Source organism: Priestia sp. TRM10, assembly GCF_057808375.1.
Window position 1 is genome coordinate 579,983 of the sequence record NZ_JBJZOT010000002.1, and the last position, 15,628, is coordinate 595,610.

Consider the following 15,628-nt stretch of genomic DNA (forward strand, 5'->3'; position numbering starts at 1 on the left):
TTGACTAATTGATTAATCCACTCTTTTTCGGCAGCTATCACCACCTATCCTTGTAACGGTAGAAAACCGACGTCCCCTACTTGTTATGTTCAGGGAGTAGCTCTTGGATGAGTTCAAAGGGAATAACTACCGGTTCTCACCAACCACCGGCTCTCTGAAAGTTTATAAACCTTCTACTATTTCCAATCTTTGCTTGCTAGTATTTGATTGAGGATAATAATATACAGAAAATTCATATTTGTCAATAATTAATTTCGTTTTCAATATGGTTAATCACATCATTTTTTATAAAGAAATAAAATCCTGTTTAAATTTCCACTTAACTATATAAGCATTTATTTAAAATATTATTACTACAAAAAATTATAGTGTTTACATAATGTTGATTATAAGTAAAAAAACCTTATTAGTATCAATAAGTTTAAAGCGTCGTAACTTATTTTCAAACGACACAACTTTTTATAAACATAACGACTTTATTTTAAATCTACAGTAGATGATTAAATGTTACAGTAAATAGTCCTTTAAAGATTGCTGTAGTGTTCCTTTTGTTATTGCCTTTTGATTGAAATTAATGTCAAGATGAATCATCTCTCTCACCAGTTCCGGTCTCAATCCGGTAATAACCGCCTTACATCCCATCATATTAATTCCATCCAGTACCTTATGAAAATGATCGATAACAACCACTTCCATATCAGTAATACCTGATAAATCCATAATTAATGTATTAATACGAGTTCTTGCAATATCAGTTAATACCTTTTCTTCAATCGTGTCCATTCGATAAGAATCAATGGTTCCTATTAAAGGGAGAATTGCAACGGTAGGACTAATTGGAATAATAGGTACAGATAGATGTTCAACATTTTTTCTTTGCCTATGGATTAATTGGTCTTTAAAATCCGAATAGCTTAGGAAAAATGTATTTAGAAACTGATCAATATTATTATTAATTCGTTTCTCTAACTCAAAAAAATCTTCCCTAATGCTAGGTAAATTTAATTCAGATTGGTATTCATATATTGTTTGCCATAATGATCTTCTTATTGCCTGAACCCACTCAAGTTTAAAAGCTAAAGTAAGCGAATGTTGCGCCCAAGCAACACCTTCCTGTCTAGCGAATGCAACAATATCTTGATCGTTGTTTTCTAAGATATAAACAACTAGTTTTTCAGCATTCTTTAAGAGATCAATATTACCTTGCTTTAGAATATCGTTAATAACCTCTGCAACATTTACTGCTTCTGATAACAACTTCTGTTGAAAAACTTCTCTCTTATCCTTAACATAGTGAATCATCTCTTGAATATCATTATTGCTATTCTCCATTAAATGTAACCCCTTTCAGAATAACCTTATAATATCCCTCTAATTCGGTATTATAACTCGAGTATACAAGATACTGCTAATTCTAACCTGCTCCTATAGTAGAAAAAATCCTGATAAACATAATTTTTAATCAAACATTATTAAAAGTTATTATTCTTTCTACATGGAAAACAGCCTCACACTTACCTCAGCTACCCTTGTCATACTTTTAACAATGATTCAACTATATAAATCATTTCTTTTTATCGCAGGAATTTCACCAGTGATTAGTTACCATATTGGAAGAAGGGCTGTTTTTTGTTAATTTAGACATAATCCCAACATAAATACAAGGTGAAATGCAGTTATAAAATCAGATAGGAACAAAATCCAAGAAAAATATAGAAGAATCATGAAGAAAAAAAGAGTAGAAGAAGATAACAAAAATCACTACAAGACCGCAATATTAGTCATATGGTTTTAAAATAAATATTAAGGAATAAGGGAGGATTCCATGAGGGAGTTCTTATCTAGCTTTTTACTTATAACAAGTTGGCTTATATTTGCTATAAGTGGATATCTGCTGTTTTGGACAATATTAGCCCCATATTATATGTTCATTCCATTTGCCATAATGTTGAGCACGGGATTACTATGCCGTTATCTATCAGAGAAACTCAATTCAAACCCAAAAACCACCTGATGTTTAAGTGTATACGAGATACGAAGTCATTCTACATAAAATCTATTGTCATCACTAAAATCAAAGAAGAACCCTCTATTATCACGGGTTCTCCTTTGTTTTTAAAGATATTTCCAATATAACAAACTATGTTATATAACTATAGTTAATTTGAAATTTCTACAAAAGCTCTAACTGGAAAAGTTCCAAAGTCCTTGATTTTTGGGGAAACAGCATAAAATAAAAAGTTTTCAGTTGAAATTTGTTTTAAGTTGCATAAGTGTTCAACGATGAGAATTTCTTGCCCTAATAAAGTGGTATGTACAGGACGATCTTTACCTGACGTATCATCTATATTTACAGAATCAATCCCAACTAAAGCAGCTCTTTTATCCACTAAATATTGTGCAGCTGTCTCCGTTAAATATGGATGATTTTCAAAGTATTGATCTGTATTCCAATATTGATCCCAGCCTGTGTGAATAAGGACGGCTTTTCCTTCGATATCAAAATCATAAAACACATCTTCATTAATCTCTTTTTTATTTTCATCAATATGAACGATAATTCCTTCTAGACCAGCCATCTTATCAATTGGTATTTCCGATAGATCTTTTCCATTAGCATACCTATGAAATGGAACATCAATATAAGTTCCTGTATTAGACACCATTTCTATTTTTCCAATTTGAAATTCTGTTCCTTCTCCGTAATGTTTTCGAGATTCTTCTCGACTTAAATAATCACAAATGATTGGAGCAGGAAGCCCCTTATAAGTTATAATTCCATCTTGAATCGTATGGCTCAAATCAATATATTTTTTCCTCTTCATATTATAATCACACTCTCCTTTTATATTAATAAAAGTGATTTACATATGGAAATTTTATCATATTTTTTTCTTTTTAGAATGTATACTATATATAAACCTAATCTACATAAATCTTTTTAAGGAAGTAATAAAAGCACAAACCCGTGATTAACAACGAGTTTGTGCTTTTTCTTTTCCTTAAGGTAAATTTTTATGGACGGTAATTAAATTAAAAAGTCTTAATATGCTTTTTGAGATTCTGTACATAAAGATATATTAGAAAAGAAAATTACTATCTCCTCTCCTTCATTTTAGTGTGAGAGATTTTTTAGGTGTTTAATGGCAAGAGACAGAAATTCTTCCCCTCCAAAACTACCTGATTTCAAAACTATTAACATATGGCGTCCTATGGCAAGTCCTGATGGTAAACCTGTTTCAATCTCTTTCAACACATAGTTTCCCTTGATGTCCAACTTTCTACTGACTGTTCCAGCAGTATCTCCACCTGCTACAATGAGTCTTTTTAAATCAACTTGATCTACAATAATCTTTGTGACATTTGAGATTGCGGCAGATACCATCTTGCTAATTGAAAGAGGATCAATTCCTAATTTTTTGCCCATCTCCTTAGTCTCTAAGATAATGTCTTTGTTGTTGTCGGCCATGATTAAAACATCTTCTCCTTGAATTAACAGCTTTTGAGCTTCTAAGGAAACACGCATAACTTCTTTATCATATTCAACAGGTGAAAATACTTTTCTAGAGTCGAAAACTTTACAAGGGACTCCAGAAGAAATAAGGTGTGCTGTTTGCGCTCTTGTTTGAGGAGTTAAACTTCCTGAAACAACAAGTACTCCATTTTGATCTTCAATGTTTAAATCGGTCACTAAGTTATTTGTAAATCTTTTTCCTAAAAATTTAGGCAACTCTTCGGCGATAGCTGAACTTCCACCTAAAATTTTGTAATCATGGATTGCTTCAGCTACAATAGTTAAATCTGATTGAGTTTCACTATCAATAATACAATAATTAAAATGCTTTCTTATTTCTTCAATTGTCCGTCGTAAAACTGTTGCTCCTTGTCTTACAATAGATAAATCTACATATGTTACTTTTCTAAGGGTTTGCTTTTGTAAAATGGATACTAAATCTGATTCCTTCATAGGATGCACAGGATCATTAGCAAATGCTGAACATTCTAATGGCTGTCCATAAACAGTATGCATTCCTCCTATTGTTGTTCTCCCATTCTTCGGGAATGCTAAGCTGATAATAGCAAATTCCTCACCGAGCGCATCTAACATAGCATCAAACTCTTTGCCAATATTCCCACGGAAAACTGAGCACGTCTTCTTGAAAAACATAGAACACCCAGTCTCTTGTAATTTCTCTGTAGCTCCATACACTTTTTGATAACTTAAATTATCCGAATCTAATCGACTATCTGTATCTACAATAATGACATCAGCATCCCCTTTAATATTCATTTCTTCTTCAAATATTTGAACTTTAGCTGTGTATCCCTTATTACTAAACATAATTCCTATATCGTTTGCTCCGGTGGTATCATCAGCTACCACTCCTATTATTTGTCCCATTACTATCCCTCTTTTCTATCTTTCGTCTGTCAACAACATAGGCAGTATCTAATTTAAAACTTATTGGTACTGATGGATATAAAATCCTCAATAGATTACGTAAAAGGGTTTTTGATAACGCAATAAAGACATCTAAAACAGTTTCTTTAGTAACCGTCTTCTTTTGCCCCATTTTTCAGCTAGACTCAATGGGGTTATTCAGTTTCTTTCTCGGTTTATAAAATGAATCATTTAAAAAACTTTGTACTGTTTTCTGTGGAATCAAGCTAAGTTTAATCCCTGATTCTTTTGCTTTTAAAATCATACGACATGCCATCTCTAAAGTTTGTAGTCTCATTTGAGCTTCTAATAATGAATCATCCAATACTGCTACTCCATGATTTCTCATGATAATTATATTAGAATGAGATGATTGAGTAGTTACGGCCTCAGCTAACTCTTGTGAACCAGGATGGAAATAGTTTATATAGGAAATATCCTCTAAATAATACATTGTTTCCACGAATAATTCAGAAAGTATTCCTTCATTACTACATGCAAACAGAGTTGTATAGAATGGCGAAGAATGTAAGATAGCTTTTATGTCTTCACGCTTCTGATAAATTCCCAGATGCATGGGGGTTTCTTTGGAAGCTTTCCTCTCACTGTAATTCTGACCTGTAGAAATATTAAACTTTACAAAATCATTTTCCGATAGATTAGCCATATACGTGCCAGAAGCCGTGATAAGCATTTCGTCAGAATCAGTCCTAACACTTATATTTCCTGATGTACCCCATGCTAGCTGATTTGAAATAAGATACTGTCCTGTATTCATTAATTGCTGTTTGTAATGCATAAAAAAACTCCTTTAATGAAATAAATTTTTAGATTGAACACTTTCAGCAATATATTCATTGTTTAATTTTGAAGTCATACTACTGATTGTGCAGATGACATATTTATTATGACGCAATTGAAATAGCTCCTGTAATTAAGGCAAACACGATTAACATGAGGGATAAAATAATAACTGGAATCAGCGCATAACGTTGAAATGCTCCTAAATCTCTCCTGACAAGCTCTAGTAATACCCATAATGGGGCAGAAGTTGGACCCATAGAATGTAAAGGCTGCCCAATCACTCCTGCCCTTGCTATTTCTATAGGATTTATTCCATATTCAGAAGCTGATTGAGCCAGAACAGGCAAGGCGCCAAAAAAGAATGCATCATTTGACATAAGAAAGCTTAATGGCAGACTAATTAATCCAACAATAATGGTGAAGAAAGGTCCTAAGGATTCTGGAACAATTCGGAGTAAATCAGATGCCATTGAATCTACCATTTTTGTTTCAGATAATATACCTGTGAAAATTCCAGCTCCTAACACTAACATGACGACTGGCACAGCATGACTAGCATTTTCTTTAATCACGCTTTTTTGTTCTGTAAGATTAGGGTGATTAACAGAAAGGGCTATTACAAAGCCTATAATAAATAAAATAGGAAGAGGTGCTAGACCTAAGATTAGGGCTAGCATAAGAGCAAGCGTTAATAAAAAGTTAAACCAAATTAACTTGAAATTCTTAGGAAGATTGTCTGCAACAGTTGCGGCCATTTCATTGTTGCTCTCCATACTTTTATTGATTCTCTCTAAATGTATAATTCCAATCCTTTTTCTCTCCATTCTCCCCATTACATATGCGGTCAGAATAATCCAGGCTGAACCACATAGAATGGCAGGAATTAACGGTGTAAAGTACTCTGTAGAATCCAGTCCTAAGACACTTATTGCCCTTGTTGCAGCTCCTCCCCACGGTGTCATCCCTGAAACAGTACCTAAAGCCATAACAGATATCGTAGCTAATACTAGTGGATTAATACCTATTTTTTTATAAATTGGTAACAAGGCGGAGCAGATAATCATGTAGCTAGTGGTTCCATCCCCATCTAAAGCCACTAATAATGCTAAAATAGCGGTTCCTATTACAATTTTTACTGGGTCACCTTTAGCTAGTTGTAATATCTTTCTAGAAATCGGATCAAATAAACCTGCATTCATCATAATTCCAAAATATAAAACGGCAAATAAGAGAAGGATAGCTGTAGGTGCTACAAGCTGGATTCCTTCTAGCATCATGGAACCTAGATTTTTACCAAATCCTCCTATTGTAGCAAATATGATAGGAGAGACAATAATCGCAATAAATGCGGACATACGGTTTGTCATCACTAAAAACATAAAAAGTATAATAGTAGAAAATCCTAATATAGATAACATGATTAACCTCTCTTTTAATTAATTTTTGTAAATTACTCCTAAACTTTGAGTCTCTACTAAAAAATAAAGAGCTAATCTATAAAATATATGGTTATATTCTCTTTTATCTACATAAACTGTTATCTATTTCTGCTATCTTTGTAAGGATAAATAGCTCAATATTATTTTCTTGACATTTTGTAAACGTATTCAAAGAGGTCCATAAAGATTTTATACACTATTTGAAATCCCCTTAAAATAAACAAAAGGGGGATTGTTCATCTAAGGGGGAAATCAAATTATGGTTTCTATGTTTTTATTAATCAAGTCAGTAATAAAAGATATTATTAGAAATTCAAATCGCAGTCCATCCACCATCAACACGAATTGTTTCTCCAGTGATAAAGTTGGCCATATCGGATGCTAAAAACAATACAGCACCTGTTACATCACTAGGTTTAGCGAGTTCCCCTAATGGAATTCGGCTTAGTACATCTTTGTAGAAGTCTTTATTGTCAAACATTTGTTTTGTGAAATCTGTTTCTATAAAGGTTGGAGCCACAGCGTTCACTTTAATTTGTTTATCAGCCCATTCAATGGCTAGTGCTTTTGTTAATTGCACAGCGCCTCCTTTACTTGAACAATAGGCTGCACGTTTAACGTAACCAACAAAAGCCATTTGGGACACAATATTAATTATTTTTCCTACTACTCCTTTCTCAATCATATATTTCCCTGCTCGTTGAGAACAAAAAAAAGTGCCTTTTAAATTTGTATCTAATACTTGATCCCAATCTTCTTCGGTAACTTCAAGCGCTGGTCTGGGAATATTAACTCCTGCATTGTTAATAAGAATATCAATTCTTCCTAAACGTTCATATGCCTGATCGACCATAGTGTAAATTTGTTCAACGTTTTGGATATCAGCTATCAGATAAGAACATTTAGAATTGAATATGTTAAGTTCATCCTTCGTTCCCCTTAAATTCTCTTCATTTCTGCCAGTAATAATCACCTCTGCGCCTAGTTGAACGAAAGCAAGTGCTACGTCTTTTCCAATCCCTTTACTTCCACCTACTATGAGGACTTTTTTTCCTTCAAGTTCAGAAAAATAGTTCATTTCCTTACCTCCCCTTTTGATAGACTGAGAATTTAAGGTGTATTGTTATGTTGTGGCTAAGGATGGAGATTCTACTGTTCCATATGCTTCCTCATAGATGTTCTTAATTTCTTTAACTGTTAACCATCTAGGATTATTATAAAGCAGTCGGTCAATTTTGCTGGCTTCTTCTGCTAGATTTGAGATGTCTTCAGCTGTAACTCCTACATCTTTGAGGCTTGTTGGAATCCCTACATCCTGAGCTAACTTAGCCATTGCTTGAACAGCACAATCCGCAGCTTCACGTAAAGAAAGTCCCTCTATATTTTCACCCATCGCTTTAGCCACTTCTGAAAATTTTCCCAAATCAGCAACAGCATTATATTTCATTACAAACGGAAGTAAAAGAGAGTTTGCAACTCCATGCGGTACTTTAAATTTCCCACCCAGTGGGTAGGCAAGGGCATGAACGGCACCTACGCCAGCATTTCCGAGCGAAATACCTGCAAGCAAACTTCCCATTGCCATGTCTTCACGTGCTTTCAAGTCCTTACCATTGTACACAGCTTTACGTAAAGAACGAGAAATGAGTTTAATAGCATGTAGGGCAATTCCATCTGTTAGTTCTCCAGCACGGATAGCTGTATAAGATTCGACGGCATGAACAAGAGCATCCATTCCCGTTGCAGCTGTTACGGATGGTGGGACAGTTAACGTCAGTTCTGGATCTACGATAGCCACTTTAGGAAGTAAATAGGCACTTACAATTCCTTTTTTAACTTGATCCCGAAGATCTGTGAAAATAGCATTGTATGTTACTTCAGATCCTGTTCCAGACGTGGTAGGTACTAAAATGGTAGGCACTCCTTCATTTTGGACCTTTTCAATTCCTACGAAGTCTCGTACATTTTCTTCATTGGTTAACATAATAGAAAGGACCTTCGTAATGTCGAGGGCACTTCCTCCTCCTACACCCACGAGGAGGTCATAATCTTTTCCTTGGAGTCCGGTAATCATTTGTTCTAAGTTTTCAAAAGGAGGTTCTGGTACTACATCATCCATGATATCTGTGACCAAACCAGCCTTTTCTAAAGGGTTTATTACTTTAGAAAGCAATCCTGTCTGACGAATGACCTTGTCCGTTACCACCATTACCTTTGTTGCCTTTAATTTTTTAGCTTCTTCTCCTATCTTTGAAATAGAACCTGTTCCCGTAACTAACGTTTGGGCTGTACGAAAATAAGAAACCGTCATGATACTTCCTCCTTAGCCTAATTTAATTCCAACAAATTTGATTTCAGTCATATCTTCAATCGCATACTTTACGCCCTCTTTTCCAATGCCACTTAGTTTTACACCACCGTATGGATAATTATCTTGTCGATACGTAGATGTTTCATTAATCCATACGCCACCTGTCTCCATTTCTTCCGCTACTCTCATCGCGCGATTAATATCTGACGTAAATACGCCTGCTTGTAAACCAAATTTTGAATCATTAGCCATTGCAATGACTTCTTCTTCCGTATCAAATGGAATAACGGAAACAATGGGTGCGAACGTTTCCTCACATACTACTTTCATATCTTGATTTACATTTACAAGGATTGTCGGTTCAAGCAATGTTCCTTTGCGATTCCCTCCTGTCACAATATTTGCTCCTGCTTTTACTGCTTGTTCAATCCATTCATGTGCTCTGATTGCTTCTGCTTCGCTAATCATAGGACCTATATCTGTCGTCTCTTCTACTGGATTACCAATGACTAACTTTTCGACTAGGGGAACATATTGTTCTAAGAAATCCTGATAAACGTCCCTTTGTACATAAATCCGTTGTGCAGAAATACAGACTTGGCCAGAAAACGCAAATGCCCCCCGTACTAATCCTACTGCTGCTGCCTTCACATCCCCATCATTAAAAATAATATTTGGAGAGTTTGATCCAAGTTCTAATGTTACCTTTTTCAGTTCGGCTTTCCTACGCAAGTCAATTCCTACAGAAGGACTTCCTGTAAATGTTATTTTACTAATACGTGAATCCGTTACTAAAACATCGCCTACTTCTGATCCATTTCCAATAACTAGATTTAAAGCTCCTTGGGGAAGTCCAGCTTCCTCAAAAAGTTTAACCAGCATGTATGCGGAGAGTGGTGTTTTTCCAGCTGGCTTTAAAACCACTGTATTTCCTGCAGCAAAGGCCGGAGCCAACTTATGTAGTGCTAGGTTCAACGGAAAATTAAAAGGAGTTATCGCTGATATCACGCCAATAGGATGACGACGAACTATACCAAGTCGATTCTCTCCTCCAATTGCCGCGTCCATCGGAACCATTTCTCCTTCAATTTTTTTTGCTTCATCTGCTGCAAAACGGATAACCTGAACTGCACGCCCTACTTCACCTCTACCGTCGCGAATAGGCTTTCCAGCTTCTAATACAAGAACTTTTGCAAACTCTTCTGTTCTTTCTTCTAATAAATCAGCAGCTTTACTAAGAATCTCTGCACGGCGGTAAGCCGGCATTTTTTTCATTGTTTTATGGAAAACCTGATGTGCTGATTCAATCGCCTTTTTAGCATTTCCTTTTGAAGCTAAACTTACTTTTCCTACTGCCTCCCCGTTAAAAGGGTTGATAACTTCCATTGTTTTTTCTTGTTCCTGGGTAACGGATTTTCCCTCTATAAGTGAAGTAACTCTCATTAATTCAGTATTTATCATAAAGCTATCTCCCTTTTTGATATTTCATTGACAATCGCTTTTACACTTATTTGTGGACTTGTTAGGATAGGGGGTGTCATCCTATCTATACTTTTCAAAGCTCTTGCCATACTAAATTGAGCAAAAAGAATAACGTCACAATCTCCACTCAGCTCTTTTACCTTTTCATGGATTAGTTCATCATGCTTGATAGGGTTTCGATCCTGTAAGGCCTGGAATGCTTGTGGGATAACCTCTGTTTTGACAGAAATTTCTTTTCTCTTTTCAAAAGATATCTTTTCTAATAATTTTGTTGTGGTTGGGCCAGCTGCCTCTACGGTAGCAATAACCCCTATTCGATGTCCTATCTCTATTGCACTCTCTAACATACTTAAATCTGCACTTAGTACGGGTACGTCAAATAAATGGCTAATTTCCTCCACGGCAGGAGTAAAAGATGAGCACGTTAGTAAAACACCATCTACGTCACTTTGTACCGCTTTTTCTACCAAATTTAATAACCGTCTTTTCATATCTTTTGTGACAATGCCTGTTTCGTTTAATTCCACAATAAGACTTTCATCCATAAAGTTTATTAATCTAACTTGGGGTTCATAAACTTCAAAAGCCTTTAAGATAGGCTGAACTGAGTTCATTGTTGCATGGACAAGCCCAATTTTATAATCTTTACTTGCCAACTTATTACCTCCTAATCAATTATTGAATTCGCTTTCAAAAGGTTTCCAAGAAAATAAAGTTTATAAACTTTTTCTGAATACAACTGAAAATAAAAGTTGTAGTAGTGATAAAACAAATGTATTACAATGATAGAAATTAATAAAATATTAAATTTCTATAAAAATCAATCGAAAAAATTAATTACAGAAAAGAGGGTTACTCATGGATAAAAAGGATTGGCGGATTTTAGAGGCCGTTTATGCAGAGAAAAACATTACAAAAGCTGCTGAGCGTCTCTATATTTCTCAGCCTACTCTCACATACCGTTTGCAACAAATTGAAAAAGAATTTGATATTAAACTTTTCTATCGAGGAAGAAGAGGAGTTGATTTTACGGATCAAGGAGAAATGTTAGTGAACTATGCTAAAGATATGCTAAAGCAAAGACAAAAAATAGAAGAATTACTTTGGAACTCAGGTAACGAAATACGTGGAACTTTACGATTAAGCGTTTCAAGAACATTCGCCTTCTATCGGTTACCGCAAATCTTAAAAGCTTTTAATGAGAAGTTTCCTAAAGTTGAATTCAATGTTAATACGGGGGTAAATATTGAGGTCCTTCACTCTATATACCAACAAGATTCACATATTGGGATTGTAAGAGGCGAGCATAGTTGGCCAGGTAAAGCTGTGACATTAATGCAAGAGAACATCGCCATTTTATCTTCAAAAAAGGTTAATTTAGAAGACCTTCCGTCTATGCGTAGAATTAGCTACAAAACGGATCCCACCTTAGAAATGGTCATTGATAATTGGTGGAAAGATAATTTTTCTACTCCGCCTATTAGTCATATGAATGTTGACAATGTAGAAATAGCTAAAAGAATGGTTTTTAATGGATTAGGTTATTGTATTGCTCCAAGTATTGTACTAGAGGACCATGATGAGCTACACAAAATTCCCCTTAAAGATGCGAAGGAATCCCCAATAATATGGAATACACGTATCTTATATAGGGAAGAACTTCTAGAATTAGAGATGGTAAAAGAGTTTGTTCGCTTTCTTCAAGAGTACCATCAATATTAAATTCCTATCTAAGTTTATTTTATGTAGAGGATGATTACTAGTTTAAGTTCATTGTAGTGTTTGGTATATACTTCATACTTTGAAATATAGAGAGCCTGCTTTCTTATTAACTTAGTTTATAAAATTCTAAATATCCCCCTGTTTATTTTTAGGTTCACCTACGTAACTAATATGATGTTTATTTTTTAATACCCTATATTTTTCATTAAAGTCCTCCCTTCAAAATTAGAGATTAAAAATTTCTATTTATAAACATAAAAAAATAATATTTTATTAATTTCTATATTCATATTACATTAATAGTATAAAGTTCAAGTTATTACAGGACTATTAAATTACCCTACTATATAGTGAAAGGATTGTTAAAAAATGACCACTTATCGTTTGGGAGTACTAGCTGGAGATGGAATTGGCCCTGAAATTGTAAGCGCTACAGTTGAGGCGTTTAAAACAGCCGCAGATAAGGTTGGAGTAAATATTGATTGGATTGATTTACCGATGGGATGGGAAGGAATAAAACAATATAATAATCCCCTTCCAGAATTCACTACAAATGCTTTGAAGGATACTCATGGATGGATACTTGGTCCTCATGATTCCGCTGCTTATCCACTAGAACATAAAGTGAAACTTAATCCAAGTGGGGCCCTTCGTCATACGCTAGATTTATTTGCCAACATCCGCCCTGCTAAAACAATGCCAGGGATTAAAAGCGTAGTAGGAGAAGCGGATTTAGTTATCTTCCGTGAAAATACAGAAGGTTTTTATGCCGATCGAAATATGTTTGCAGGACATGGGGAATGGCAAATTACAGAAGACGTTGTGGTGACTTCAGGTGTCTTCACAAGAAAAGCTGTGGAACGAATTGCTCATGCTGCCTTTAAAATGGCGATGAAACGTCGTAAAAGAGTAACCATCGTTCATAAAGCCAATGTTCTTCGATTAAGTACAGGGTTATTTTTAAACGTTTGTCGTGAGGTCGCAAAACAGTATCCTGAAGTCACTGTAGATGATTACCATATCGATGCAATGGCCGCTCATTTAGTACGTCGAGCGAAAGACTTTGATGTAATTGTGACAGAAAATATGTATGGAGATATTCTTTCAGACCTAGCAGGTGAACTTGTTGGAAGTCTCGGATTAGCTCCTTCCATTAATGCAAATGCAACTGTAGCTATGGCACAAGCAGCCCACGGTTCTGCCCCAGATATTGCAGGTTTAAATATTGGAAATCCAACAGGTATGATGCTTTCAACTGTCATGTTAATGGAGTGGCTCGCTGAACGGCATAATGATAACAATCTTGAAGAAATAGGTAAATTGGTTGAGCAAAGTCTTTATCAATCACTTAAAGACGGAATTAAAACGAAAGATTTAGGAGGCAATGCTTCAACTTCAGAATTTGCAAAGGCTATCTCAGAAAGAATTAACCAAATCTTTGTAAATTAATATAATCCCTGTCTGATTCACAAGTTAACTTTTAAATCAGACAGGGATTACTATTTATTATGTATTACTACTGAGGGGTTCTGATTTATATTTTTGTCCCCTATTTTTTAATTACTATAGTGGTCGTTATCAATATTAAAAAACTAATTCTTAGTTTGAATCTGATTTAATTAAAGCTTCTGTTATTTTTTAATACTGATTTAACACTTCTAGAGAGAAATTTATGATTAACATAATACCTGAATCAAAAAAAATTCAACAAGCAAGATGATAAAACCTATAATAAAGGGTAAAAGAGAAAATTCTTCATCCTCTTCGTCTATAGCAGTTTTGTTCTGAGATATCTGCTCTTCTTTAACCAATTCATCTGGTGTAATAGCATAGATTTTACTCAGTTTAATCAAATTATCCATATCAGGATAATTCTTATTTGTTTCCCATCTGTAAATGGCTCGCCTAGATACATTCATTTGTTGAGCAAGGTTCTCTTGAGACATATTTTTCACTTCTCTTAACTTTTTTAACCGCTTACCCAAAGCCACTTTAATCACCTACCTTTCCCTATTACTCTATAACAGATAAGTGAAATTATCTATAAACCCTTTGTAATAGGCATAAATCTTTAGTTAACAAGGAAAATGTTAGATATCAAAGATGTATTTTTTAGTTTATAGAGAAACAATTCAAGGAAGTTAAGAAAATTTAATGTATTCCCCTATCCTTAATAAATAAGAAAATTCTTTGCAATTTATGGGCAAAGGATTCTTTTTTATTAAGGGCTAGTCATTATAAGTAAGTTACCAAGAACCCTAATCATTTACAAAGCAATAACATATAATAAATGTTATTGCTTTATACGATAGAGAGGACCTAAATCTTTATTTATGTATCTATATCTTTATTAGTTCATCGTTAGAAAAACTTTTCTTGATTCAGTGAGAGCTCTATGAACGTTTGCTAACGAAAAGGATTGAGAAATTTGGCTAAGTTGTAGAGTGTCATCTCGAATCATTTGTATAAGTTGATGAAAAGTAGCGTGCCATTCTTTTACAGAGATATTTTTATTCCAATGACGAAGATGAAAGATTTGTGCTTGTGTTTGTGTACGTTCCATAATTTCTCGATAATTCAGAGGAACTCCTGACAGCAACCCTATACTTAAAAGGATTCCTTTCGGTTGTAAGCAGAAGGCTAGATGAGTTCCTTCTATTCCTCCAATAGAATCAATAGCAGCTGTAGCTCCTCTTCCCCGTGTTAAATCCATAACAGCTTCCTTTAGAGTTGTCTCTTCTGTGTTAATAACATAGGAAGCTCCTAGCTCTAACAAGGAGTCTGTGTGTTTATCATTTCGAGTAATAGCAATAAGCCGGAATCCTATAATCTGAGAGAATTGGGCAAATATACGCCCTATAGAGGATCCACACGCATTGACAAGGAGGATATCATCTGGTTTAAGTTTTAACACTTGATTACAAATGACCCACGCTGTAATTGGATTAATATATAACTGTGCAGCTATATGATTATGAATATCTTCAGGCAATACAATCGCTAATTCTGCTGGCGATGTCACAAATTCCTGCCAAGTCCCTTGTCCTCTCAAGGGAAGAACTCGTTTGCCAATAAACCACTTCGAAACGGAAGGTCCGATATCCTCCACAATTCCTACTCCTTCATAACCAGGTATGCTTGGCACCGTGATTCGGTTAGCGTATGCACCTGTAATCGGAATAATATCTGATGGATTGATAGGACTCATCTCCATTTTCACTAATAACTCTCCCTCTTTAGGGAAAGGAACGTTTACTTCCTCTATTCGCAAAACATCTGAGGGGTTTCCAAACTCATAATACTTAATACATATACCTTTTAAAGACATCATGTCCCTCCTTGTTAAAGTTCTCTATTGAATTGAAAATACTTATCTTAGATTAAGAATATGATATCTTTACTCCAAAGACAAAAATTTAAAGAGAGAAA

General features: G+C 34.8%; 13 protein-coding genes and 1 other annotated feature (1 of these 14 only partly in view). Of the genes, 2 read left to right on the forward strand and 11 right to left on the reverse strand.

Annotated elements, in window-relative coordinates:
* Positions 1 to 199, reverse strand: a binding site (T-box leader); it reaches 36 nt to the left of the window's first position.
* Positions 200 to 507: 308 nt separating this feature from the next.
* The 9 genes from ACK3CR_RS02950 to ACK3CR_RS02990 all read right to left on the reverse strand — a co-directional run bounded on the left by ACK3CR_RS02950 (position 508) and on the right by ACK3CR_RS02990 (position 11,133).
* Positions 508 to 1,332 carry an STAS domain-containing protein gene (locus ACK3CR_RS02950; RefSeq protein WP_328123746.1) on the reverse strand — a complete coding sequence of 275 codons (825 nt, stop codon included), beginning with the start codon at positions 1,330 to 1,332 and terminating at the stop codon, positions 508 to 510.
* Positions 1,333 to 2,159: 827 nt separating this feature from the next.
* Positions 2,160 to 2,825, reverse strand: coding sequence for a cyclase family protein (locus tag ACK3CR_RS02955; protein ID WP_488974727.1), 666 nt, complete (start codon positions 2,823 to 2,825; stop codon positions 2,160 to 2,162).
* A gap of 290 nt (positions 2,826 to 3,115) precedes the next feature.
* Complete coding sequence (locus ACK3CR_RS02960) at positions 3,116 to 4,402, reverse strand: four-carbon acid sugar kinase family protein (RefSeq protein WP_488974728.1); 1,287 nt, start codon at positions 4,400 to 4,402, stop codon at positions 3,116 to 3,118.
* Between the two features lie 175 nt (positions 4,403 to 4,577).
* A complete protein-coding gene (locus ACK3CR_RS02965) occupies positions 4,578 to 5,240 on the reverse strand; it encodes a class II aldolase/adducin family protein (RefSeq protein ID WP_488974729.1) in 663 nt (220 codons plus the stop codon).
* Positions 5,241 to 5,346: 106 nt separating this feature from the next.
* Positions 5,347 to 6,663: a CitMHS family transporter gene (locus ACK3CR_RS02970; RefSeq protein ID WP_488974730.1), complete on the reverse strand. Its 1,317-nt coding sequence runs from the start codon at positions 6,661 to 6,663 to the stop codon at positions 5,347 to 5,349.
* Between the two features lie 334 nt (positions 6,664 to 6,997).
* Positions 6,998 to 7,762, reverse strand: coding sequence for an SDR family NAD(P)-dependent oxidoreductase (locus tag ACK3CR_RS02975; protein WP_488974731.1), 765 nt, complete (start codon positions 7,760 to 7,762; stop codon positions 6,998 to 7,000).
* A 45-nt stretch (positions 7,763 to 7,807) separates the two neighbouring features.
* Entirely contained in the window at positions 7,808 to 8,995 is a 1,188-nt protein-coding gene (locus tag ACK3CR_RS02980; protein ID WP_488974732.1) for an iron-containing alcohol dehydrogenase, read from the reverse strand.
* A 12-nt stretch (positions 8,996 to 9,007) separates the two neighbouring features.
* Positions 9,008 to 10,456: an aldehyde dehydrogenase family protein gene (locus tag ACK3CR_RS02985; RefSeq protein WP_430238361.1), complete on the reverse strand. Its 1,449-nt coding sequence runs from the start codon at positions 10,454 to 10,456 to the stop codon at positions 9,008 to 9,010.
* Positions 10,453 to 11,133, reverse strand: coding sequence for an aspartate/glutamate racemase family protein (locus ACK3CR_RS02990; protein ID WP_243520213.1), 681 nt, complete (start codon positions 11,131 to 11,133; stop codon positions 10,453 to 10,455). The genes ACK3CR_RS02985 and ACK3CR_RS02990 overlap by 4 nt, the downstream gene beginning before the upstream one ends.
* A gap of 202 nt (positions 11,134 to 11,335) precedes the next feature.
* Here ACK3CR_RS02990 and ACK3CR_RS02995 point away from each other — a divergent pair, with 202 nt between their 5' ends.
* Complete coding sequence (locus tag ACK3CR_RS02995) at positions 11,336 to 12,199, forward strand: LysR family transcriptional regulator (protein WP_243520211.1); 864 nt, start codon at positions 11,336 to 11,338, stop codon at positions 12,197 to 12,199.
* Between the two features lie 369 nt (positions 12,200 to 12,568).
* Positions 12,569 to 13,648 carry an isocitrate/isopropylmalate dehydrogenase family protein gene (locus ACK3CR_RS03000; protein WP_488974733.1) on the forward strand — a complete coding sequence of 360 codons (1,080 nt, stop codon included), beginning with the start codon at positions 12,569 to 12,571 and terminating at the stop codon, positions 13,646 to 13,648.
* Positions 13,649 to 13,875: 227 nt separating this feature from the next.
* On the opposite strand, the gene ACK3CR_RS03005 is transcribed toward ACK3CR_RS03000, so the two are convergent.
* Positions 13,876 to 14,199: a helix-turn-helix domain-containing protein gene (locus ACK3CR_RS03005; protein ID WP_243520207.1), complete on the reverse strand. Its 324-nt coding sequence runs from the start codon at positions 14,197 to 14,199 to the stop codon at positions 13,876 to 13,878.
* A 350-nt stretch (positions 14,200 to 14,549) separates the two neighbouring features.
* Positions 14,550 to 15,527 carry a zinc-dependent alcohol dehydrogenase family protein gene (locus ACK3CR_RS03010; RefSeq protein ID WP_488974806.1) on the reverse strand — a complete coding sequence of 326 codons (978 nt, stop codon included), beginning with the start codon at positions 15,525 to 15,527 and terminating at the stop codon, positions 14,550 to 14,552.
* Between the last annotated feature and the right edge of the window lie 101 nt (positions 15,528 to 15,628).